This is a genomic window from Streptomyces sp. NPDC028711 (assembly GCF_055565415.1).
Genome location: NZ_JBVHUJ010000005.1, coordinates 75692 through 97974, shown reverse-complemented (window position 1 = coordinate 97974; position 22283 = coordinate 75692). Strand labels below are relative to the sequence as shown.

The window sequence follows — 22283 nt, the reverse complement described above, 5'->3', positions numbered from 1 at the left end:
TCACCCCGCCACCTTCACGGTTGTGGTCGCGCCCCAGAGGGCCAGCGACAGGAAGAAGTCGGTGACGCTGATCAGCACGATCGCGTTGCGTACGGAACGGCCGACGGCGATGCCGACGCCGGCGGGGCCGCCGGAGGCACGGAAGCCGTAATAGCAGTGGGCGATGATCACCATCACGCTGAAGATCAGCACTTTGAGCACCGAGAGGAGGACGTCCGTCGGTGACAAGAAGAGGTTGAAGTAGTGGTCGTACGTCCCCTGGGACTGGCCGTTGAACAGGACGGTCACATAGCGGGAGGCCAGATAGGAGGAGAGCAGGCCGATCGCGTACAGCGGGACGATGGCGACGACGCCCGCGATGATGCGGGTGGTGACCAGGTACGGCATGGAGCGGATGCCCATGCCTTCGAGGGCGTCGACCTCCTCGTTGATGCGCATGGCGCCGAGCTGGGCGGTGAATCCGGCGCCGACGGTCGCGGAGAGGGCGAGTCCGGCGACGAGCGGGGCGATCTCCCGGGTGTTGAAGTAGGCGGAGACGAATCCGGTGAACGCGGCGGTGCCGATCTGTTCGAGGGCCGCGTGCCCCTGGAGGCCGACGACGGTTCCGGTGAACAGCGTCATCGCGATCATGACGCCGATGGTGCCGCCGATGACGCCGAGGCCGCCGGAGCCGAACGCGACCTCGGCGAGCAGCCGTTGCACCTCCTTGAGGTAGCGGCGCAGCGTCCGGGGGATCCAGAGGAGGGCCCTGACGTAGAAGAGGAGTTGGTCGCCGGAGCGGTCGAGCCAGACGAACGGGGAGGCCATCGGTCAGCCCCCCTTCGGCGGGACGATCTGGAGGTAGATCCCCGTCATCACCATGTTCACGAAGAACAGCAGCATGAAGGTGATGACGACGGACTGGTTGACGGCGTCGCCGACGCCCTTGGGGCCGCCGCGGGGGTTGAGTCCGCGGTAGGCGGCGACGATGCCGGCGATGAACCCGAAGATCAGGGCCTTGAGTTCGCTGATGTAGAGGTCGGGCAGCTGGGCGAGGGCGGAGAAGCTGGAGAGGTAGGCGCCGGGGGTGCCGCCCTGGAGGACGATGTTGAAGAAGTAGCCGCCGAGGGTGCCGACGACGGAGACCATCCCGTTGAGGAGCACGGCGACCGCCATGGTGGCGAGGACGCGCGGGACGACAAGCCGCTGGACGGGCGAGACGCCCATGACCTCCATCGCGTCGAGCTCCTCCCGGATCTTGCGGGAGCCGAGGTCGGCGCAGATGGCGGAGCCGGCGGCGCCGGCGATCAGGAGGGCGACGATGAGCGGGCTCGCCTGCTGGATGACGGCGAGGACGCTGGCACCTCCGGTGAACGACTGGGCGCCCAACTGCTGGGTGAGCGAGCCGACCTGGAGGGCGATCACGGCGCCGAAGGGGATGGAGACGAGGGCGGCCGGGAGGATGGTGACGCTCGCGATGAACCAGAACTGTTCGAGGAACTCCCGGAACTGGAAGGGCCGCCGGAAGACGGCCCGGCTCACCTCGGCGGTGAGCGCGAAGAGACGGCCGGTCTGCCGCAGCGCGCCGGTGATCACGAGCCGCTCCCGGTGGCGCGCCGGGCGTTTCCCGCGGCGGGCTTGGCGCTCCCGGAGGCCGGCACGGTCAGGATGGTCACGAGACGCTCCCCGGGGCCGGCATGGACAGGGTGGGCGCCGCGGCGCTCCGCGCGTAGGTGTCGCGGATGGCGGCGCGGGCGGCGGGCGGCAGGCTGTCGAGCATGCCGAGGACCCGTTCACGGCGTCGCGCGACGGCCGCGCGGGGCGGCAGACCGGGCGAGGGTTCCAGCTGCGGGACGATGACGGGGGGTCCGGGCGGCCGGTGGTGGGCGGCGTCGACGAGCTCGGCGGCGAGGAGGGCGGCGTCCTTCTCCTCCGACATGCCGATGGGGCCTTCGCGGCGCCCGGCGAGGAACTGGGTGACGACCGGTTCCTCGCTGGTGAGGAGCACCTCGCGGGGGCCGAAGGTGACGAGGTTGCGCCGGAAGAACATCCCCATGTTGTCGGGGACGGTGGCGGCGATGTCCAGGTTGTGGGTGACGATCAGCATCGTCGCGTCGATCCTCGCGTTGAGGTCGATGAGGAGCTGGGACAGATAGGCGGTGCGTACGGGGTCGAGGCCGGAGTCCGGTTCGTCGCAGAGGACGATCTGCGGGTCGAGCACGAGCGCGCGGGCCAGGCCGGCGCGCTTGCGCATGCCTCCGCTGATCTCGCCCGGCAGTTTGCCCTCCGCGCCGAGGAGGCCCACGAGTTCGATGCGCTCCATCACGATGCGCCGGATCTCGGACTCCCGCTTGCGGGTGTGTTCGCGCAGCGGGAAGGCGATGTTGTCGAAGAGGGTCATGGAGCCGAAGAGGGCGCCGTCCTGGAACATGAGGCCGAAGAGCTTCCGGGTCTCGTAGATGTCGCGTTCGGGGCTGCTGACCATGTCGACCCCGTTGATGAGGACGCGGCCCTGCTGGGGTTTGAGCAGCCCGATGAGCGATTTCAGGAAGACCGTCTTCCCGGTGCCGGAAGGGCCGAGCATCACGCTCACCTCTCCGGCCGGCAAGGTGAGTGTCACGTCCTGCCAGATGTTCTGCTTGCCAAAGGACATGGTCAGACCCTCAACGACTACTTCGATTCCCATCCCACCTCCAGCAAGCGTGCGCCGCGGGCGCACGGTAAGTCGGTGCGGATCACCCGGACAATAGCCGGGCGGCAAAATCCTTGATCCGCTCCCGTATTTGTCACCGCGGAGACAAGGCGTGGCTCGTCGTTTGTCTCCGCCGAGACAGGTCGGGCCCGGGGAACTGCGCCGACCTGCGGCTGGTCGCCGCCCCCGGAACGCTACGGCCGAGTAACCTTCCTCGGCAATACCGGAATCCGAGTTTTCCCGGGACGTGACCGAACGCCGGAATACTTGTCAGACGGGCAACAGTTTTCCCTCGCCTTTTGTCACCGGCGAGAGCAGGTGACATCCCGCCGGCCGTCGCGGGCGTCGAATGCGGGCCACCTTCCACAGTTCGCCTGATCGATCATAATTGTCGACATTGCGCACCCCGGAACCAAGCGGGTCGCTGACACCGCTCACCCGCCTGACAGGCAATTCGGCCTCTTCAAAGAATCATGAACTGCGCCATTGTTCAGCTAAGTTTCCCGCAAGTAACGTCAGGTTTCGCGGCCGAGAATCACCGGGCCGCGGGCCGCTCGACCCCCACCGCGGCCACCCTCTGCCGGTCAATCCCCAAGGAGAGTCCCAGAGCTATGAAGAAGCCCATGAGAAACGTCGCCGTCGTCGCCGGTGCCGCCACGGCCGCGTTCGCCCTCGCCGTCAGCCCCGCCTCCGCGGTGGCCTCGACGGTCTGGACCGTCACCCCGTCGCCCGCCAACTTCGCCGCGACGAACAGCGGGAACGTCGTCCTGAGCGTCAACGGCATCGCCATGACGTGTACGAAGTCGAACGCCTCGGGCACGATGCAGAGCGCCAACGGCAACCCGGCGACCGTCGGCTCCATCAGCGCCATCGCCTTCGGCGCCAGCGGCGCACCCTGCACCAGCGTCCTGGGCAACGTGACCACCGTCGCGACCACCCCGTGGACCGTGGTGGCGCAGGACTACACCGCCTCGACCGGCGTCACCAAGGGCTACGTCGGCAACGTCGACGCCAAGGTGACCGTCGGCGCCTGCGTCTTCCGCGTGACGGGCAAGGCGTCCGGCACGTACACCAACTCGACGGGCGCGCTCGCCGTCAACAGCCTCGCCGGTGAGCTCACGGTCGTCTCGTCGACCAACTGCGGCTCCGCCGTACCGGTCGGCGCCAAGCCGACCTTCAAGGGCACCTACCTCGTCAAGGTGGCGGGAACCACCACCATCCCGAAGATCGTCGGCTCCAACCCGTAACACGCGGGAACCCGCGTCCGCCCGGCCGGTGACCCCGGCCGGGCGGACGCGGGCCTGTCCGTACCCCGACCGCACCCCTTTCGCGCCCGCGCGCGCACGACCCGAGCGGAGCACCAGATGAGAGGCCAGCGAGCCGCCCTGCGACCCTCCCGCGCCCAGGCACGCGGCGCGGCGATCGCCGCACTCATGGCACTCGCCCCCCTGCTCCCCGCGGCGGCCGTCGCCCTGGGCTCGTACGACATCGACACCGAACTCCCCTATCGCTGCGCCCTGCCCTCGGGCGAACAGCCCGCGACGGTACGGATCAAGGCGACCGTCCCCGACCGCGCGGCCGTCGGCGAGGCGGTCCAGCCCTCCGACGTCAGCACGACGGTGGAACTCCCGGCAGCGGCAGCGGCCGACCTCAGCTCGCTCCAGGCCGCCACCGCACGGGCGGAGACGGTGCTCACGGTCGGCGCGGGTCAGAACGGGCAGCGCACGGAGGCCGGTTGGCGCGGAACCGCGCAGCCCGTCCCCGTACCCGCCGAAGGCTCCCTCACCCTCACGACGACCGGCGCCGTCCCCGCCCTGACGACCGACAGCGCCGGCGAACTCACCCTTACGGCGGAGGCGTTGCGCATCGACCTCGCCCTGGCCACGGCCGACGGCGCCGCCACGACGCCCCCGTCCGTCGCCGTCACCTGCGTCCCCGGCGAAGGCCCGGAGGGCGGCCACGTGCTGGCCACGGTCCCGATCGGCGCCGGGGCCACCGGAGACCCGAGCGCGCCCCCCGCGCCGTCGGCCGACCCCTCGTCGTCCACTCCCCCGGCACCCTCCCCGTCCTCCGGCCCACCGCTGCCCTCACCCCCGACGGACCGGGAGACGCCCCCGGACGGACCGCGGACGCCCCCGAAGGACCCGGAGTCCGGTCCACGGCCGGACCGGGGCCCCAGGACCGCCGAGGCGGACGCGCCCGACGCCGCCCCCGGGGAACGCCCGGCCGCGCCGCCCTGCGTCAAGAAGGAACCGACCTCCACGTCGCTGACCGCGTACATCACCGGCTACGCCAACGTGGGGAAGCTGAAGGGCGCCTCGCTCATCCCGGTGTCCTGCGTCCTCATCGAGCAGGGCAGTCCGGAGATCGTCTTCCCGCCGGAGGGACCCCCGCACTTCCTCCAGACGTCGGACGCCGCCCTCGACCACCAGGGGCGCAAGGAGACCCCGCCCTTCACGTCCACCTTCCTGACCTTCGACTTCATGCCCGCCACGGCGACGATGGTCCTGGAGCAGGCGGGGCCCATGACGGTCTCGTCGGACATGACCCTCTCCTTCCCCGACAACACCGCGGAGACATACGTCCGCGCCCCCCTGGTCCTGCGCGTCCTGGACGTCCGGGTCAACGGCACCCTCCTGGACGTCGGCCCCTCCTGCCGCACGGAGAAACCGCTCCGCTCTCCCGAGCCCGACCCCGCGAAGTACCCCGGAGACCACCTGGTGCTCCTCGGCGAGGGACAGCTCATCAACGGCAGCGACGCCGTCGGCTACCTCCTCACCAGCGGTGGCCCGCTCACCGGCGAGGTGACCATCCCCGCCTTCAAGAACTGCGGCGCCGGCGGCGAGAACCTCGACCGGCTCCTCACCGCTTCCATCTCGGGCCCCGGCAACCACATCAAGCAGATCCAGGGCCAGACCTGCGCCGTGATGGTGGAAGTACCCACCGAGGGCCAGTGCACCGAAGACCGGCAGCCGTACGTGGTCCCCAGGCCGGAGCGCTGAGCCGACGGTTCCCGCCCCCTCGTTCCACCCCGACCACACCTCGTTCCTCCTCCCGTCAACGGAAGGCTCCGCCATGCCCCTCGTCTCCTCCCGCACCCGCCTGGCCACCCTCTCCGCCCTCACCGCGCTCGGCGCCTTCGCCTCCCTGGGCACCGCGACCGCGGCCGCACCCGAACTGGACGGCAGCTGGGCGCCGTTCACCCGCTGTCCCGTCGACGCGCCGGCGATGCTCGCCGCCGACGGTCTCGACAAGGCGCCGCAGTGCGTCTCCTCCTCCTCCGCCAGCGGCTCCATCAAGCTGGGCAACACGACCGTGGTCACCGGCAGGACCGACCTCCAGATCGGCGTCGTCCAGAACGCCGACGGCACCAGCACGGTCGTCGCACCCCCCGCGGGATCGCTCATCGCCGACTCCGCCACCGTCCCCGGCGGCCTCCTCGGTCTGATGTGCCCGAGCGACATCCCGTTCATCACCGACATCTGCCGGCAGCTGTCCGACGCCCGGCTCAACAAGATCACCGCCACCGTGGAATCGGTCGGCACCCCCTCGGAGTTCGACCAGATCGCGGGCGTGCTCACCGACATGCCGATCGTCAAGATCCCGGTCCGCATCCACCTGCAGAACCCGTTCCTCGGCAGCAACTGCTACATCGGGACCAGGTCCAACCCGATCATGCTGCGCCCGAGCAACGCCACGTCCCCCTCCTTCGCGGTCGAACGCTTCAACGGTGACGGCTCCCCGAACGAGGAGGGCGACATGAGCCGCCTCAACCTCCTCGGCTCCACCCAGGTCGACAAGACCTTCGCCGTCCCCGGCGCCAGCGGCTGCGGCCTCGGACTCCTCGGCCTGATCGACGGCGCGGTCAACCTCAAGACCGGGCTGCCCTCCGCCGCCGGGAAGAACAGCCTCACCCTCAACAACACCCAGACGTATCTGACGGGCCTGTACGCGCCGGGCGTCGTCGCCCCCGACGCCGGAAAGGTCATGTCCCAGAACTGGCACTCCGCGGTCAAGTAACGGCCATCGAAGGGCGATTCCCGGCCGACTCCACGGCGCACGCCCTCCCCGGGCGCCAACTCTTGCGCAAGTTGTGTACAGCACCGAGCAGTTGATTTAGCTTCGGCAGTCCCCGCAGGTACGCACCTGACGGCCGTGGCGGCGCCCCGCACATCAGGCAGGGCGCCGCCACAGCCGTCCCCCCACCGGTCGCGCAGAAGAGCAAGGGATCGGTCCATGCCCGCAATCGCACACTCACCGAGCACCGGTGAACCGCTCGACCCGCTCCCCCGCGAGTTCGCCGACCTGATGAGGCCGGAGATCCCCGGCCTCATCAAGGAGATAGGCGTGGAGATCCAGCGGGCCTACCCCGTGTACGCCCACCTCTTCAACGGACCCCACTCGGACGCCATCCGCCAGGGCGTCGAGCAGGCCCTGGCCGCCTTCGTGGAACGGGTCGCGGTGCCGGGGACGCACTCGGCCCTCCGGGACGAACTCCTGCGCAAGTTCGGCCGGGTCGAGGCCTACGAGGGCCGCGACCTCGACACCCTGCAGGGCGCCTACCGCCTCGGCGCGCGCATCGCACTCCGCCGGGCCAAGAGCATCGGCCGCACGTACAACCTCTCCCCCACCCTCATCCTGGCCTTCGCGGACGCCCTCTTCGCCTACGTCGACGAGCTCGAAGCCCTCTCCCGCGAGGGCTACGTCATGGCCCAGGCCCGCACGGTGACCGACGTGGCGGCGCTGCGCAGACAGCTGCTCCACCTCGTCGTCGCCGGCCCGCCGCTGCCCCGGGCGACCATCGCCGAACTGTGCCGGGAGGCCTCCTGGCAGCTCCCCGCCGCATGCACCCTGGTCGCCCTCCGCCCGCCGGTCGCCGAACTCGTCCAGGCCGGTCTCGACCGGGACGTCCTCGCCGACCTCAGCCTCCCCCAGCCGCATCTGCTCATCCCCGGCCCGCTCACCGCCGAACGCCTCGCGATGCTCGGCTCCGCCCTGGCCGGCACGCCCGCCGTCGTCGGCCTCACCGTGCCGCCGGGGCAGGCGGCCCACTCCATCCGCTGGGCCCGGCGCGTCCTCGAACTCATCGACGAGGGCGTCGTGCCGGACGCCCCCGTCGTGCACTGCGAGGAGCATCTGACAACGTTATGGCTGTTGTCCGACCCCGCCCTCGTGGCCCAGCTCGCCACCCGCGAACTCGCCCCGCTGGACGGCCTGTCCGGCACCCGACGCGACCGGCTGATCGAGACCCTGCGCGTCCACGTCTCGACCCGGGCCCCCGCCGAGCAGGTCGGCGAGATGCTCGGCGTACACGCCCAGACGGTCCGCTACCGGCTGCGGAACCTGGACAGCCACTTCGGTGACCGCCTCCTCGACCCGGACCGTCGCTTCGCCCTGGAAGCGGCCCTGCGCTCCCTCCACCTCTCCGGCCGAAGACACGCCGACTGACCGGATCCGACGGGGCCTGCTCCCCCTCGGCCGGATCCGCCCGGACGGGTCGGGCCCGTGACCGGCCAAAGGTCCGGGCCTTTTCCGGCAATCCATGGCACCGCCAGGGCGGTTACTCTAATTTTGATCTCCTCAGCCTATCCAGGGGGATCACCGCATGACCGACGACGAGATCGCGCACCTCCGCACCGAGCGGCCACCCGCGCGCGTCGCCGCTGCCGCCGCCCGAACCGGCCCGGACGAGTGGACCGACACGGTGTGCCGCCGTCCGAGCCCGCACCTGAGGGGCTGACCTCTCCGCCATGGAACAGCTGACGGGGCAGGACCCCACGCACATCGGCCCCTACCGCCTGATAGCCCGCCTCGGCGAGGGCGGAATGGGCCTGGTCTATCTGGGCCGATCCGATCTCGGCCGTACGGTCGCGGTGAAGGTCGTCCAGGCCGAGCACGCCCAACACCCCGAGTTCCGCAGGCGTTTCGCGCGCGAGGTCGCCGCGGCCAGGCGGGTGGGCGGCGACTGGACGGCTGCCGTCCTGGACGCCGACACCGAGGCGGCCGTGCCCTGGGTCGCGACCCAGTACATCCCCGGCCCCGACCTGACCACCGTGGTCGGCAAGGACTTCGGCCCCCTGCCCGAGCACTCGGTCCACACGCTCGCCGACCGTCTCGCCCTCGCCCTGCAGACCGTCCACGAGGCGGGCCTGATCCACCGCGACCTCAAGCCGTCGAACGTGCTGGTGACCGTCGACGGCCCTCGGGTCATCGACTTCGGAATCGCCCGCGCACTCGACAGCATCGGCGGGGACAGCCTGCTCACCCGCACGGGCATGCTGATCGGCTCCCCCGGCTTCATGTCTCCGGAGCAGGTCCGGGGCCGCGAACTCACCCCTGCGAGCGATGTGTTCTGCCTGGGCGCGGTACTCGTCTACGCCGCCACCGGACGCCTGCTCTTCGGCGCCACGGACACCGGCCTCAACGCGCATCTGTTCCGGATCGCGGAGGAGGAGGCGGACCTCACCGGCGTACCGGATTCGCTCGTCGATCTCGTGCGCGCGTGTCTGGACAAGGACCCGGCGAAGCGGCCCACGCCCGCGCAGGTCAGGGAGCGCACGGTCACGGACCGGGCCGAGGAGTGGCTGCCCGGGTCGGTCCTCGCCCATCTGGGGCGAAGAGCGGCGCAGTTGCTGGACTTCACCCCGGAGGTGCGGGGCGCGCGGCCGGACCCACGGGTCCAGTCCGCTTCCCCCGCCGCTCAGGCCCAGCCGACCTCGTACCCCCTGCCGCCGTCCACGCCACCGCCCACCTACGCCTCGAACCCCTACGATCCGACGGCCCCGGCGGGATTCGGACCGCCGACGCCCCCGCTGCCCGGCGCCTGGTCCGCAGCCGCGCCCCTCGGCCCGGCGGACGAGGGCGGGGGACCCCACGTCACGCGCTGGTGGGGCCTCGCGATGGCCGTGCTCGCGCAACTGCTCGTGGTGCTCGACGTGACGACCACGGCCCGGATGCTGCCTCAGATCGCCGCCGACGTGGCTGTGAGCTCCTCGGTCCTGCAGTGGGTGTACTTCGGCTACGCCCTGGCATTCGGCGCGCTGCTGCTCGTCGGCGGGCACCTCGCGGACCTCATCGGCCGCAAGGCGACGCTGCTCATCGGCCTGACCGGTTTCGCGGTGGCCACCGCCGTCGCCGCCCTGTCCGCCGGGCCCGCCATGCTGGTCTCGAGCCAGGTCCTCAAGGGTGCCTTCGCCGCCTTGATCGCCCCGGCCTCCTTCGGTCTGGTCGCGGCTCAGTTCACCGAGCCGAAGGCACGCCGGAAGGCGATCGGGATCTACGGCCTGATGGGTCTCGGCGGTTCCGTGCTCCCCCTGTTCCTCGCGGTGCCGCTCGCCCATCTGATGGACTGGCGTATGTCCCTGTTCCTCACGGTCCTGCTGGCCGTCTTCGTCCTCATCGGCACCGCGGCCCTGGTCCGCGACCGGTCCGGCGGCCGGGCTCCCGCCCGTTTCGACGCGCTCGGCGCGCTGCTGAGCACCTGCGGCGTCGCCGTCCTCCTCTACGGCTTCACCGAGTCCGGGGCGTCCGGATGGGGAGCTCCCCTCCCTCTCCTCGCTCTCCTCTGTGGCGTCCTCCTGATCGCGGCCTTCGCCGTGCGGCAGCGGGAGGCCTCGACGAGCGCGATCCTGCCGACGTACCCGGCGAGGACCCGCGACGGTCTCGGCGCGTCGCTCACCCTGTTCCTGATGGGGCTCGCCCTGACGGCCGTGATTCCGCCCCTCGACCATTTCCTGAACGCCGACGTCGGAACGGTGTCCACGGTCGTGGCCGTCGTGCTGTTGACCGTCTCGTTCCTCATGGGCTCCTTGCTGATCTCCGCCCGGCTGCTGCCCCGCGTCGGGCCGCGCGCCCTGCTGGTGCCGGGTCTGCTCGTCGCGGCGGTCGGGCTGCTCGTCCAGCCGGTCATGGGCGGCTCCGTCCTCAGCACCTTCCTCGCCATGGTCTGCCTCGGCCTCGGGCTCGGAGTGGCCGGCACGGTGCTCTACTCGACCGTCATGGAGGGCATCGCCGCGCGGGACTCCGGCGGCCGGGCCGGCCTCGTCATGGTGAACCAGCACGTGGGCGCCGAGTTCGGTTTCGTGCTGCTCGGCGGAGCACTCGGGCACTTCTATCTGGACCCCGCGCTGCAGTACGCGGCGGCCGGGGTCCTGCTGGTCGGGGCGCTGGTCGGAGGGGTGATGGTCAGGGTGAGGCCCTCGGAGGGCGCGGCGGGCTGAGGAACCACCGGACGCACGGTGGGCGGGTGCGTGCGTGGAGGCCGGTCGGGATGAGAGCCTCTCGTATGCGCGCATTTGAGCTGGTTGAGCCGTATCCGTCGGTATCCGCGGATGACGACGCCGTCACAGCCGCCCGCCTGTTCGTCGAGCACCGGCTGCCCGCTCTGCTCGTCCTCGACAGGGATCAGCGGCCGTACGCGATCGTGCCGGGCTCGCAGCTGCTCAAGGTCATGGTGCCGGAGTTCGTGGTGCAGGACCCCACGCTCGCCGGCGCGCTGCGGGGCGGGGACGCCGAGTCGTTCACCGAGCAGCTGCGTGGGCTGACGGTGGCTCAGTGGCTGCCGCCGCACCGCACCATGCCCACGGTGGTCGGCCCGGACGCGACCGCGCTGGAGATCGCCGCGGTGATGGCCCGTACGCATACACCCCTTGTGGCGGTGGTGATGGCCGACGGCGACGGCATCCGCACGGCGGGCGCGATCACGGCGGCCCGGCTGATGGAGCACTTCCTCACCGTCCCGTGAGCCGTCGGGGAGAGGGCGGCCGCTGCCCTCTGCGGGGGCTGCTGTTTCACGCCAACCGACTTCGGTTTTCAGGCTCTCTTCGGATGGAAACGTTCAGTTCACCCAGCGAACCACTTTGCCGAGCTATGGTGATTCTTGACCGGCCTTTGACCATTCGTTGATGAACGCATGAGGTAGTGAACAGACGGTCCGTCACACCTCAACCCCCCAGCGCTCTCGACGGAGTGAGCCCTCATCGGCCGGCCTTCTGTCCTGTAGGCCCGACGCGCCCCCACGCGCGCCAGGAGGAGTCACCGCGACCATGCAACCCCTCATCGACAACGCCCGCACCTTCGGACAGCGCCCTGAGGAGTTCGTCAGACTGGCCGAGGGCCCATCGCCCGAGGTCCTGTTCATCACCTGCTCCGACTCCCGGGTCGTGGTCTGCGACCACTCCCACTGCGGCGCCATCGGCGCCCTCGTGCGCGGTGACGATCTGACCGCCGTACCGGCCGTACGCGAACACCGCCCGGACACCGACGCGTTCGAGGCGCTGTGAGCGGGGCCGCGCACGGGAGGGCGCCGGGCACCGCGAAGGCCCGGTTTCCCCATCTGCGTCAGGACTTCGCGGCGTCGCTCGTCGTGTTCCTCGTCGCCCTGCCCCTGTGCGTGGGCGTCGCCGTCGCCTCCGGCGTCCCGGCGGAACTCGGACTCGTCACGGGCATCGTGGGAGGCCTCGTCACCGGACTCCTGCCGGGCAGCAGCCTTCAGGTGTCGGGCCCGGCCGCCGGCATGACCGTGCTGGTCTTCGAGGCGGTCCGCGCGTACGGGCTGCCCGCGCTCGGTCTGATCGTCCTGGCCGCGGGGCTGCTCCAGCTGGCCATGGGCGCCCTGAGGCTGGGGCGGTGGTTCCGGGCGATATCGGTCGCCGTGGTCGAGGGCATGCTGGCCGGTATCGGCCTGGTGATCGTCGCCGGTCAGTTGTACGCGGCGGCCGGCCTGCAGGCGCCGGCCTCCGGCATCGACAAGATCCTCGGGCTGCCGGGGGCCACCGTCGACGCGCTGGCCGGCACCGAGGCGCTGGTCTCGGTGGCGGTCGGAGCGGGCACCGTCGCCGTGCTCGTGCTGTGGAAGAGGCTGCCCAAGGCTGCCCGTACGGTGCCGGGCGCGCTGGCCGCGGTGATCCTGGCGACGGTGGTCACGCTCGTGTTCGGACTGCCCGTCGCCCGTGTCGAGGTACACGGCCTGCTTGACGCCGTCCAGTTGCCCGGTGCGGACGCCTTCGGCGCGCTCGCGGGACCGGCCGTCATCGGGACGGTCCTCGCCTTCACGCTGATCGCCTCGGCCGAGAGCCTGTTCAGCGCCGCGGCGGTGGACCGGCTGCACGACGGTCCGCGCACCGAGTACGACAAGGAGCTCATGGCGCAGGGCGCGGGCAACGCGGTGTGCGGTGTGCTCGGTGCCCTGCCGATGACGGCGGTCATCGTGCGCAGTTCCGCCAACGTGGCGGCGGGAGCGAGGACCAAGACGTCCCGGGTGCTGCACGGCGCCTGGCTGCTGCTGTTCGCCGCGCTGCTGCCCTGGGCGCTGGCCCTGATCCCGCTGCCCGCCCTCGCGGGCATCCTGGTGCACGCGGGCTGGAAGCTCATCCCCTTCCGCCAGCTGGTGTCACTGTGGCGGGCGCACCGGGGCGAGGCGCTGATCCTCGTGGTCACGGCCGTCTCGATCGTCGCGGTGAACATGTTCGAGGGCGTCCTGATCGGTCTGGCGCTTTCGGTGGTCAAGACCGCCTGGGAGTCCTCGCACGTCCATCTGGAGGTCGTCGACAAGGGTGCCGGGCCGATCCGGGCGTATCTCTCCGGCAACGCGACCTTCCTGCGGCTGCCCAAGATGCTCGACAGTCTGGAGGCACTGCCGCAGGACCGGCCGGTCGAGCTGGACCTGTCCGGTCTCCACCACCTCGACCACGCCTGCCGTTCGGCCTTGGAGAGCTGGGCCGAACGGCACAGCGCGGTCGGTACGGAACCCGTGAAGGTGACGGCGAGCATCTGACCCGGGGGCTCCCCCGGGCGGTGCGCCGTGAGGTGCACCGCCCGGGTGGCGTTCCTGTCGCGCTGCTCAGAGGGCGGCGACGATGTCCTCGACCCGGGCCTTCGCGTCGCCGAAGAGCATCGCGGTGTTCTCCCGGAAGAACAGCGGGTTCTGCACGCCGGCGTATCCGGAGGCCATCGAGCGCTTGAACACAATGACCTTGTCGGCCTCCCAGACGGTGAGCACCGGCATGCCGGCGAGCGGGCTGCCGGGGTCCTCGGCTCCCGCCGGGTTGACGGTGTCGTTGGCCCCGATCACGAGGACGACGTCGGTCCGGGCGAAGTCCTCGTTGATCTCGTCCATCTCGAGCACGATGTCGTACGGCACCTTGGCCTCGGCGAGGAGCACGTTCATGTGACCGGGCAGGCGGCCGGCGACGGGGTGGATGCCGAACCGTACGTCGACGCCCTTCGCGCGCAGCTTCGAGGTGAGCTCCGCGACCGGGTACTGCGCCTGGGCGACGGCCATGCCGTACCCGGGCGTGATGACCACGGACCGGGCCGCGTCCAGGAGTTCGGCGACGCTCTGCGCGGTGGTCTCCTGGTACTCGCCGTAGTCGACGTCCGTGCCCGCCGGCGCCTCGATGCCGAAGCCGCCGGCGATCACGGAGAGGAACGAGCGGTTCATCGCCTTGCACATGATGTAGGACAGATAGGCACCCGAGGAGCCGACGAGCGCACCGGTGATGATCAGCAGGTCGTTGCCGAGGAGGAAGCCGGAGGCCGCCGCCGCCCAGCCGGAGTAGCTGTTGAGCATCGAGACGACGACCGGCATGTCGCCGCCGCCGATCGAGGCCACCAGGTGCCAGCCGAGGGCCAGCGCCAGGACCGTCACGGTGATCAGCAGCCACAGCTCCGGCGTGATCACGAACCACACCGTGAGGGCGAGGAACAGGACGAGCGAGCCGAGGTTCAGGGCGTTCTTGCCCGGCAGCACCAAGGGCTTGGAGTCGATCTTCGCGGCGAGCTTCAGATATGCCACGACGGACCCGGTGAAGGTCACCGCGCCGATGAACAGGCCGATGAACACCTCCGCGTGGTGGATGTCCAGGGTGCCGAGCACGTCCAGGGTCCTGGCCTCGTGGCCGTCGGGGTCGTACTCGACGTTCAGGAAGCCGTTCCAGCTGACCAGTACGGCGGCCAGACCGACGAAGGAGTGCAGCAGCGCGATCAGTTCGGGCATTCCGGTCATCTCGACGCCGCGGGCCCGCTGCAGGCCGATCAGCGCGCCGATCAGCATCGCGACGGCCATCAGGCCGAGGCCGGCCCCGCTGACGTCGCCGTCCAGCGCGAGCACGACCGTCGCGACGAGCGCGACACCCATCCCGAGCATGCCGAACGCGTTGCCGAGCCGTGCCGACTCGTGCTTGGAGAGTCCCGCCAGGGCAAGGATGAACAGCAGCGCGGCGACGAGGTAGGCCGCCTGTGCGGCAAGGGTCGCAGACATGTCAGCTCCGGTTGAACATGGCGAGCATGCGACGCGTCACCGCGAAGCCGCCGAAGACATTGATACTGGCAAGGAGGATGGCGACGGACGAGAGCGCCGTGACGGCCGTGCTCGTGTGCCCGATCTGCAGGAGCGCGCCGACGACGATGATCCCGGAGATCGCGTTCGTCACCGACATCAGCGGGGTGTGCAGCGCGTGGTGCACGTGCCCGATCACGTAGTAGCCGATCACGATCGCGAGCACGAAGACCGTCACGTGGGGCAGCAGCGCCGCGGGGGCGAACGCGGCGGTGAGGAACAGCGCGAGGGCGCCGAGCGCCACGCCGCCGAACCTCTGCTTCGCCGTCGCCGGAGCCTTCTTCGGCCTCGCCTGCTCCGTCGCCGCCGCCGCGGACGCGGGGGCCGGGGCCGCGGAGACCTGGACCGGCGGGGGCGGCCACGCCGACTCGCCCCCGCGTACGACGGTGATCGAGCGCTGCACCGGGTCGTCCCAGTCGAGGACCAGCGAGCCGTCCTTGCCCGGTGTCATCAGCTTCAGCAGGTTCACCAGGTTCGTGCCGTACAACTGCGAGGCCTGCGCGGAGAGTCGGCCCGCCAGGTCGGTGTAACCGATGATCGTCACACCGTTGTCCGTGACGGTCTTCTCGCCCTTCACGGTGCCCTCGACGTTGCCGCCGTTGGCGGCCGCCATGTCGACGATCACCGAACCCGGCTTCATGCTCGCCACCATCTCCGCGGTGATCAGCGTCGGCGCGGGGCGGCCCGGGATCAGCGCGGTGGTGATGACGATGTCGACCTCGCGGCACTGCGCGGCGTACAGCTCGACCTCGCGCGCCTTGTAGTCCTCGCCCATCTCCTTGGCGTAGCCGGTCTTCGAGACCTCGACCTCCGCGGACTCGATCGACAGGTACTCGCCGCCCAGCGAGCGGACCTGCTCGGCCACCTCCGGCCGCGGGTCGGTCGCCCGTACGATCGCGCCGAGCGAGCCGGACGCGCCGATCGCCGCGAGACCGGCGACGCCGGCACCCGCGACGAGCACCTTCGCCGGCGGCACCTTGCCCGCCGCGGTCACCTGACCGGTGAAGAAGCGCCCGAACTCGTGCGCGGCCTCGACGACGGCCCGGTAGCCCGCGATGTTCGCCATGGACGACAGCACGTCCATGGACTGGGCCCGGCTGATGCGGGGCACGGCGTCCATCGAAAGCGCCGTGAAGGGACGCCGGCCCAGCTCCTCGACCATCGCCGGGTCGAAGGCCGGCGCGAACAGGGCGATCACCGTCGCCTCGGGGCGTACGCGGTCCAACTGCGACGGGGACGGGGCGTTGACCCCGAGCACCACGTCCGCGGCCTCCGCCTCGCCGACGGTCGCGCCGGCGGCCTCATAGGCACTGTCGGTGAAACCGGCCGCGACCCCCGCGCCCGGGGCGACGACCACGTCGTACCCCAGCCCGCGGATCTGTTCGATCGTGGCCGGCGTCGCCGCGACGCGATTCTCACCTGCCCGCGCTTCCTTGAGGACTCCGACAATCACGAGTGTTCTCCGTTCGCTGTTCCGGCTGTCAACGGCGTGTTCTCAGAAAGGTGCGTCCACGATGATCCGGAGCACGACGCACAGCTTGGCCGTCGAGGGCTCTCCTTGAACAGCTCCCACCGGTGAGGCACACGCAACACTCGACACGGCCGGGATCCCGTGCTTCACGGGACGTCGTCGCCCGAGCACGTCGCTGAACCTGGTGAACAGGGGTTAGTCCGGTCAGTTCACCGGAGCCGCGCCGCGGCGGGCGTTCCGTCGGCTTCCGTTGACCAGGTCGTTGAAGCGGTCGACGGCCCAGACGGCCCGCAGCGCCAGAGCATTCATCATCACGGGGCGGGGGAAGGCGGGCTTCTTCGCCCAGAGCGCCTCCAGGTCCTCGTGCTGTTCCCCGTCCACGATCAGGTCGGCGATGAGGGAACCGATGTACGGCGCCTGGGCCAGGCCGTGGCCGTTGCAGGCGAGCGAGTAGAAGACGTCGTCGCCGATCGAGCCGGCGACCGGGAGGAACGACGAGGTGATCGCGACCCATCCGCCCCAGGCGCGCGCGGCCGCGACGTCGGCGAGTGCGGGGAAGCGCCTTTCGAAGGCGCGTGCGAGGTCGGCGACGACGGCCTCGTCCGCCTTCCTCGAGGGCAGCGGGTGGTTCTTCCGCGGCTGGAGCCGACGGACGCCGAACACGATGGTGCCGCGTGAGGTCAGCCGGTAGTTCTCCATGATGTTGTGCTGGGTCGCCAACCCCGACCGGCTGGTCCACTCCAGCGCGGCCAGGCGCGCGGGGTCGATCGGCTCGGTCTCCACCTCGTTGACCCAGATCGGCGAGGAGAGCCGCTTCGGAGCGATGGAGAGCTCGCCTCCGAAGGCGTTCGTCGCGAGCACGACCTTGTTCGCGCGTACCTCACCGCCGGCTGTCCTGATGGTGACGCCACCGGCGTCCCGCGTCACGTCGGTGACGCGCGTCCGCTCGTAGACCCGGACGCCCGACGCGAGGACGGCGCGGCGGATGCCCAGGCTGAACTTGCCGGGGTTCAGCATCCCGCCGACGGACTCGCGCATACCGCCGAGGAATCCGCGGGGGATCCCGAGCTCGGCGCTCGTGCCCAGCTCGACCTTCGCGCCGGCCTTCTGCAGGAGCTTAGTCACACGACGCACCCGGCCCATCTGCCCCCGGGACACGGCGACACAGACATTGCCGGTCGGCTCGTAGTCGCAGTCGAGATCCAGTCGTTCGATCAGGCGCTCGAGGAAATGTGCGGAGTTCTCGGCGAACCGGACAACGCCGGGAAACCGCTTGGGATAGAACATGTTCAGGAGCTGGATGTCGCCCCCCGGGGCCCCCGCCACCTGCCCCGCGTTGCGCGACGCGGAGCCGTACCCGCAGAACTCGGCCTCAAGCAGCACCACGTCCTGTCCGCGCTCGGCCAGCCGCAGGGCCGTCGACATGCCCGCCAGGCCGCCGCCGACGACCGCCACCTCACAGGTGACGTCCTCTCGCAGGGCGGACCGGACATCGCTCGGCGGGTCGACCCACCCGGTGAAGGTGGTGTATTCCACGTCGTCCGTCTTCATCTCAGTGTTCCTTGTGTCGCGTGTACGGGGCGGGGGCGCTGTTCCGGCTCTGCTCGGCCTCAGCTGAGCTCGCGCTTGAGGATCTTTCCGGTGCCGGTCATCGGCAGGCTCGGCACGAGCTCGACGACGCGGGGGTACTTGTAGGAGGCCATCTGCTCCTTGCCCCAGGCGACGAGCTCCTCGGCGGTGACGGCGGAGTCCTTCTCGGGGATCACGAACGCCTTGATCTCCTCGCCGTGGCTGTGGTGCGGGACGCCGATGACCGCGGCCAGGCTCACCGCGGGATGGGTGAGCAGGACCTCCTCGATCTCGCGGGGGTAGACGTTGAAACCGCCGCGGATGATGAGGTCCTTCACGCGGTCGACGATGTAGTAGAAGCCGTCCTCGTCGCGTCGGGCGAGGTCTCCGGTGCGGAACCATCCGTCGTGGATCGCCTCGGCCGTCGCCTCCGGGCGGTTGTAGTAGCCCTTCATGACGTTGTGGCCCCTGACCGCGATCTCGCCGACCTCGCCGGCCCCGGTGACCTCCGTCCCGTCCGGCCGGATCAGCTTGAGCTCCACACCCCAGATCGGGACGCCGATCGAACCGGGCCGGGAGGCGAGCCGGGGGTCGCTGAACGTGGCGACGGGCGAGGTCTCGGACAGTCCGTACCCTTCGAGCACGGTGATGCCGAGGCGCTCCTTGACCTTGCTGATGATCTCGACCGGCAGGGCCGCCCCGCCGGAGATCCCGATCCGCAGGTTCGTGGCGATCCGGTCGACGTCGATGTCGTCGGTGAGGGCGGCAAGGAGGCCCCACCACATGGTGGGAACACCGGCGAAGAAGGTGATGACCTCGCGGTTCATCAGCTCGACCACGTCACGGGCGGCGAAGCGCGGCACGAGGTGGAGGGTCGCGGCGACCGAGAAGCCCGCGTGCATCTGCACCGTCGCGCCGAAGGTGTGGAACAGCGGAAGGGACACCAGATGGCTGTCGGCGGCCGGTTCGCTGCGGAACAGCCGGTTGCAGGCCATCACGTTCATCATCGTGTTGGCATGGGAGAGTTCGGCGCCCTTGGGCCGGCCGGTCGTCCCCGAGGTGTACAGGATGATCGCGGTGTCGGTCGGCTCCCTGACCACCGGCTCGAACGCGGTGCTCATGCCGGCGAGCGCCTGGCCGAGCGTCTCGGTACCGGCGATCGGACTGGGGGCGTCCGGGTCGGCGGTGATGACGAAGAAGTGCTCCACCGCCTCGACCTCGCGGTAGCCGGCATGGCCCTCCGCGGCCATGGCCAGCTCCGGAGTCCCCTCGAAGCAGAAGTACGCCGAGACGTCCGCGTCGTCCAGGTGGTAGGCGATCTCGCGACCCTTGAGCAGGACGTTGAGCGGCACCACGACCGCCCCGGCCTTCAGGGCGCCGTAGTAGACGATGGGGAAGGAGGGGAGGTTGGGACAGCTCAGCGCGACCTTGTCGCCGGGTCGGACTCCCCGGGAGACCAGCAGGTTGGCGACCTGGTTGGCCGCCGCGTCGACCTGACGGTAGGTCAGTCGCTGGGAGCCGAGTACGAGCGCCTCCCGGTCCGGGTACGTGCGGGCGGAGTCTTCGAGGAGGATCGAGAGGTTCAGCATGGGGGTTCTCCAGCGGCGGTGGGTTCGTTCATGGGGCGGCGCGTCTCACAGCGGAAGGTCCGGCGAGTCGACACCGACCACCCGGTCCCCGCAGAACACGCGCACCGATTCGGCCGGGCCGTGGCCTCCGATGCCGGCCGGCCCCCAGAAGCTCTGCGCGGAACCGTCGCCGAGGTCCGCGACCTTCGCGCCGTTGACGCGCACCTCGCCGGACAGCACCCGCGAGCCGACCTCGATCGCACGCTCGGTGTCGCCGCCGAAGACATAGGCGTCGAGACCCGAGGGGTGGGCGTTCGCGATGCGCAGCGCCTCCTCGTCGGAGTCGACGGCGTGCACGGAGACGACGGGACCGAACAGCTCCGCGGTGGCCTTCGCCGGGTCGGCCCCGGCGGCGACGGTCGGCGAGAGGAAGAATCCGTCGAGATCCGGCAGCCGGGCCGGCTGGTGGACGGTGGCTCCCAGGGCGCGCAGTCCTTCGATCCGGCTCTCCAGCGTCGCGAAGTGCGGTGCGTTCGAGATCGGGCCGAGCTCGGTGCTCTCGTCGAGCGAGTGGCCGGCCACGACCTTGGAGATGCGCTCGGTCAGCGCCTCGACCAGCGGCCCCACCAGACTCCGGTGGGCGAGCACCTTGCCCGGCCCCTCGCACCACTGCCCGTTGAGTTTGGTCATTCCCTCGAAGATGCCGTCGGCGGCGACCTCGACGTCGGCGTCGTCCAGGACGAGCGCGGGGTTGTTGCCGCCGAGCTCCAGCTGGAGGACCTTGAAGTCCTCGGCGCCGGCGCGGGCGATCGCACGGCCGGCGACGGGACCGCCGGTGAACGAGACGATCCTGACGCGCGGGTCACCGGTCAGCGCGGCGCCCACCTCGCCGCGGCCGTGCACGAGCTGGAGGGCACCGGCGGGCAGTCCGGCCCCGACGAAGCACTCGACGATGATCTGGGCGCTGCCCGGAGCGTGCTCCGAGGGCTTCAGAATCACCGGGCAGCCCGCCGCGACGGCGCTCACGACCTTCGCCGCGGGGATGAAGCTCGGCCCGTTCCACGGGGTGAGGATCGCTGCCGGTCCCCACGGGACCTTGTACAGGCGGACGTCACGGCCGCCCGCCGCGAGGGCTCGTACGCGGGGGATGTCCCGCAGCTCCGCCGCCGTCGCCCGGATCCTGGCGGGCAGGAAGGCCGCCACCTTCCGCGTGACGCCGATCGGCACGCCGCTGGTCAGGGCGTCCGTGCGGGCGATGTCCTCGGCGCGGGTCTCGACGAGCGCGGCGACGCGTTCGAGCATGTCCGCGCGCTCTCGACGGGCCTCGTCGTCCCACCGGCCGGCGCTGTACACGCGCTCGGCGTGCCGCAACGCCCGCTCGACGTCCCCGGGTCCGGTCGTGACCATGGGGTGCACCCGTTCCCGGGTGTTGGGGTCGACGTTCCATGCGTCCCGGACCGTCTCGCAGTCGCTCCAGGCGTCCGCGATGTAGTTCACCGGCCGGGGGATCTTCGTCTCGCCGCTCGACATGTGCGTCACCTCTGCATCCGTGTTCATCAGGCCTTCAGGTCGACGACGACGCGGGTCACGTCGCCGGATCGCATCGCCTTGAAGCCCTCGTTGATCTCGCCGAACGGGATGACCTGCGTGACCATCTCGTCGAGCAGCAGCCGCCCCTGCTGGTACAGGCGCGCGAGCTGGGTGATGTCCTGGCGCACCTGACCGGAGCCCATGTACGAGCCGATGAGGCGCTTCTCTCCGAAGAAGAAGTCCGAGGCGGGCAGCGTGAGTTCGGTGCCCGCCGGGGCGATGCCCACCAGGCACGCGGTGCCCGTCGCCCGCAGTACGGACAGGGCCGTGGCTGCGGTACGGGCCGAGCCGACGGCCTCGAAGGCGTAGTCGACCCCGTCGCCCAGCAGGTTCCGTACCTCCGCGGCGACGTCCTCGGCACGCCCGTTCACGACGTGGGTCGCGCCGTAGCCGCGCGCGGCCTTCAGCCGTGCCTCGTCCAGGTCGATCGCGACGATCGCGGAGGCTCCCGCGAGCCTGGCGCCCTGGATGATGGCCGACCCGACGCCGCCGCAGCCGATCACCGCGACCGTGCTCCCCGGACGTACTTGGGCACCGCGGAAGACGGCGCCGACGCCGGTGATGACGCAGCACGCCAGGAGGCATCCCACGTGCAGGGGCACCGCGTCGTCCAGCTTCACCAGCGCGTTCTCCCGCATGAGGGTGTGCCGCGAGAACGCGCCGACGTCGCCGAGCCGCTCGACCGGCCGGCCGTCCGGCAGCCGGAAGGCGGGCCGCGGGCGACGCCGGATCTCCTCGACGCGCAGGCACTGCGTCGACCGGCCGGCCTCGCAGTGGACGCACCGGCCGCACGACGGCGTCAGCGCCCCGACCACGCGGTCGCCCGGGCGCAGCCCGGTCACCGCGGAACCGATCGCCTCGACCACGCCGGCCACCTCGTGGCCCACCACCACCGGCAGTGCGGTCGGCACCGTTCCGGTCATGTAGTGCAGGTCGCTGTGGCAGAGACCCACGTGGGAGACGGCGACGCGCACCTCGTCGGGCTCGGGATCGTCCACCTGGATCGCCGTCATCTCGAGCGGCTCGTTCACCGCGGTGAGCACCGCGGCCTCTGTGTCGATCACGTTCGGTTCTCCT

17 protein-coding genes and 1 pseudogene are annotated in these 22283 nt (G+C 70.7%); 9 read left to right on the top strand and 9 right to left on the bottom strand.

Annotation, left to right across the window (positions count from 1 at the left end; genetic code table 11):
• The 3 genes from ACZ4VK_RS18360 to ACZ4VK_RS18350 form a co-directional block, all read right to left on the bottom strand.
• Entirely contained in the window at positions 1–807 is an 807-nt protein-coding gene (locus ACZ4VK_RS18360) for an MlaE family ABC transporter permease (RefSeq protein WP_056555096.1), read from the bottom strand.
• Between the two features lie 3 nt (positions 808–810).
• The gene (locus ACZ4VK_RS18355) at positions 811–1575 is read right to left on the bottom strand and encodes an MlaE family ABC transporter permease (RefSeq protein ID WP_468353388.1); all 765 of its coding nucleotides are present in this window, start codon (positions 1573–1575) and stop codon (positions 811–813) included.
• Positions 1576–1651: 76 nt separating this feature from the next.
• Entirely contained in the window at positions 1652–2665 is a 1014-nt protein-coding gene (locus ACZ4VK_RS18350; protein WP_468353387.1) for an ABC transporter ATP-binding protein, read from the bottom strand.
• Between the two features lie 617 nt (positions 2666–3282).
• On the opposite strand from ACZ4VK_RS18350, the gene ACZ4VK_RS18345 reads away from it, so the two are divergent.
• The 9 genes and pseudogenes from ACZ4VK_RS18345 to ACZ4VK_RS18305 all read left to right on the top strand — a co-directional run bounded on the left by ACZ4VK_RS18345 (position 3283) and on the right by ACZ4VK_RS18305 (position 13445).
• Complete coding sequence (locus tag ACZ4VK_RS18345; RefSeq protein ID WP_468353386.1) at positions 3283–3918, top strand: hypothetical protein; 636 nt, start codon at positions 3283–3285, stop codon at positions 3916–3918.
• 117 nt (positions 3919–4035) lie between these two features.
• Entirely contained in the window at positions 4036–5673 is a 1638-nt protein-coding gene (locus tag ACZ4VK_RS18340) for a DUF6801 domain-containing protein (protein WP_468353385.1), read from the top strand.
• Between the two features lie 73 nt (positions 5674–5746).
• Positions 5747–6691 (top strand): hypothetical protein, encoded by a 945-nt coding sequence (locus ACZ4VK_RS18335; RefSeq protein WP_468353384.1) that lies wholly within the window; start codon positions 5747–5749, stop codon positions 6689–6691.
• Between the two features lie 216 nt (positions 6692–6907).
• On the top strand, positions 6908–8119 hold the full coding sequence (locus ACZ4VK_RS18330; protein WP_468353383.1) for a PucR-like N-terminal domain-containing protein: 1212 nt from the start codon (positions 6908–6910) through the stop codon (positions 8117–8119).
• A gap of 157 nt (positions 8120–8276) precedes the next feature.
• Positions 8277–8411, top strand: a complete 135-nt coding sequence (locus ACZ4VK_RS18325) for a hypothetical protein (protein WP_468353382.1) — start codon at positions 8277–8279, stop codon at positions 8409–8411.
• 10 nt (positions 8412–8421) lie between these two features.
• Positions 8422–10890 carry an MDR family MFS transporter gene (locus ACZ4VK_RS18320; protein WP_468353381.1) on the top strand — a complete coding sequence of 823 codons (2469 nt, stop codon included), beginning with the start codon at positions 8422–8424 and terminating at the stop codon, positions 10888–10890.
• A gap of 65 nt (positions 10891–10955) precedes the next feature.
• Entirely contained in the window at positions 10956–11414 is a 459-nt protein-coding gene (locus ACZ4VK_RS18315; RefSeq protein ID WP_468353380.1) for a CBS domain-containing protein, read from the top strand.
• 301 nt (positions 11415–11715) lie between these two features.
• Positions 11716–11916 (top strand): annotated as a pseudogene (locus ACZ4VK_RS18310) (carbonic anhydrase); the annotation flags it as partial.
• 32 nt (positions 11917–11948) lie between these two features.
• A complete protein-coding gene (locus ACZ4VK_RS18305) occupies positions 11949–13445 on the top strand; it encodes a SulP family inorganic anion transporter (RefSeq protein WP_468353379.1) in 1497 nt (498 codons plus the stop codon).
• A gap of 66 nt (positions 13446–13511) precedes the next feature.
• Here the strand turns inward: ACZ4VK_RS18305 and pntB are convergent, their stop codons facing one another.
• From pntB to ACZ4VK_RS18275, 6 genes are all read right to left on the bottom strand, one after another.
• The gene (gene pntB / locus ACZ4VK_RS18300) at positions 13512–14930 is read right to left on the bottom strand and encodes a Re/Si-specific NAD(P)(+) transhydrogenase subunit beta (RefSeq protein ID WP_468353378.1); all 1419 of its coding nucleotides are present in this window, start codon (positions 14928–14930) and stop codon (positions 13512–13514) included.
• Between the two features lies 1 nt (position 14931).
• On the bottom strand, positions 14932–16461 hold the full coding sequence (locus ACZ4VK_RS18295) for a Re/Si-specific NAD(P)(+) transhydrogenase subunit alpha (RefSeq protein WP_468353377.1): 1530 nt from the start codon (positions 16459–16461) through the stop codon (positions 14932–14934).
• 222 nt (positions 16462–16683) lie between these two features.
• Positions 16684–18030, bottom strand: coding sequence for an NAD(P)/FAD-dependent oxidoreductase (locus tag ACZ4VK_RS18290; RefSeq protein ID WP_468353376.1), 1347 nt, complete (start codon positions 18028–18030; stop codon positions 16684–16686).
• Positions 18031–18089: 59 nt separating this feature from the next.
• Positions 18090–19637, bottom strand: coding sequence for a long-chain-fatty-acid--CoA ligase (locus ACZ4VK_RS18285; protein WP_468353375.1), 1548 nt, complete (start codon positions 19635–19637; stop codon positions 18090–18092).
• Between the two features lie 45 nt (positions 19638–19682).
• Positions 19683–21173, bottom strand: a complete 1491-nt coding sequence (locus ACZ4VK_RS18280) for an aldehyde dehydrogenase family protein (protein ID WP_468353374.1) — start codon at positions 21171–21173, stop codon at positions 19683–19685.
• Positions 21173–22270, bottom strand: coding sequence for a Zn-dependent alcohol dehydrogenase (locus ACZ4VK_RS18275; RefSeq protein WP_468353373.1), 1098 nt, complete (start codon positions 22268–22270; stop codon positions 21173–21175). Before ACZ4VK_RS18275 ends, ACZ4VK_RS18280 begins: the two co-directional genes overlap by 1 nt.
• Between the last annotated feature and the right edge of the window lie 13 nt (positions 22271–22283).

Excerpts from the sequence above, each read along its gene's own strand:
- ACZ4VK_RS18360 (WP_056555096.1), bottom strand. The coding sequence starts at position 807 with ATGGCCTCCCCGTTCGTCTGGCTCGACCGCTCCGGCGACCAACTCCTC.
- ACZ4VK_RS18350 (WP_468353387.1), bottom strand. The coding sequence starts at position 2,665 with ATGGGAATCGAAGTAGTCGTTGAGGGTCTGACCATGTCCTTTGGCAAG.
- ACZ4VK_RS18345 (WP_468353386.1), top strand. The coding sequence starts at position 3,283 with ATGAAGAAGCCCATGAGAAACGTCGCCGTCGTCGCCGGTGCCGCCACG.
- ACZ4VK_RS18340 (WP_468353385.1), top strand. The coding sequence starts at position 4,036 with ATGAGAGGCCAGCGAGCCGCCCTGCGACCCTCCCGCGCCCAGGCACGC.
- ACZ4VK_RS18335 (WP_468353384.1), top strand. The coding sequence starts at position 5,747 with ATGCCCCTCGTCTCCTCCCGCACCCGCCTGGCCACCCTCTCCGCCCTC.
- ACZ4VK_RS18330 (WP_468353383.1), top strand. The coding sequence starts at position 6,908 with ATGCCCGCAATCGCACACTCACCGAGCACCGGTGAACCGCTCGACCCG.
- ACZ4VK_RS18325 (WP_468353382.1), top strand. The coding sequence starts at position 8,277 with ATGACCGACGACGAGATCGCGCACCTCCGCACCGAGCGGCCACCCGCG.
- ACZ4VK_RS18320 (WP_468353381.1), top strand. The coding sequence starts at position 8,422 with ATGGAACAGCTGACGGGGCAGGACCCCACGCACATCGGCCCCTACCGC.
- ACZ4VK_RS18315 (WP_468353380.1), top strand. The coding sequence starts at position 10,956 with ATGCGCGCATTTGAGCTGGTTGAGCCGTATCCGTCGGTATCCGCGGAT.
- pntB (WP_468353378.1), bottom strand. The coding sequence starts at position 14,930 with ATGTCTGCGACCCTTGCCGCACAGGCGGCCTACCTCGTCGCCGCGCTG.
- ACZ4VK_RS18290 (WP_468353376.1), bottom strand. The coding sequence starts at position 18,030 with ATGAAGACGGACGACGTGGAATACACCACCTTCACCGGGTGGGTCGAC.
- ACZ4VK_RS18285 (WP_468353375.1), bottom strand. The coding sequence starts at position 19,637 with ATGCTGAACCTCTCGATCCTCCTCGAAGACTCCGCCCGCACGTACCCG.
- ACZ4VK_RS18280 (WP_468353374.1), bottom strand. The coding sequence starts at position 21,173 with ATGAACACGGATGCAGAGGTGACGCACATGTCGAGCGGCGAGACGAAG.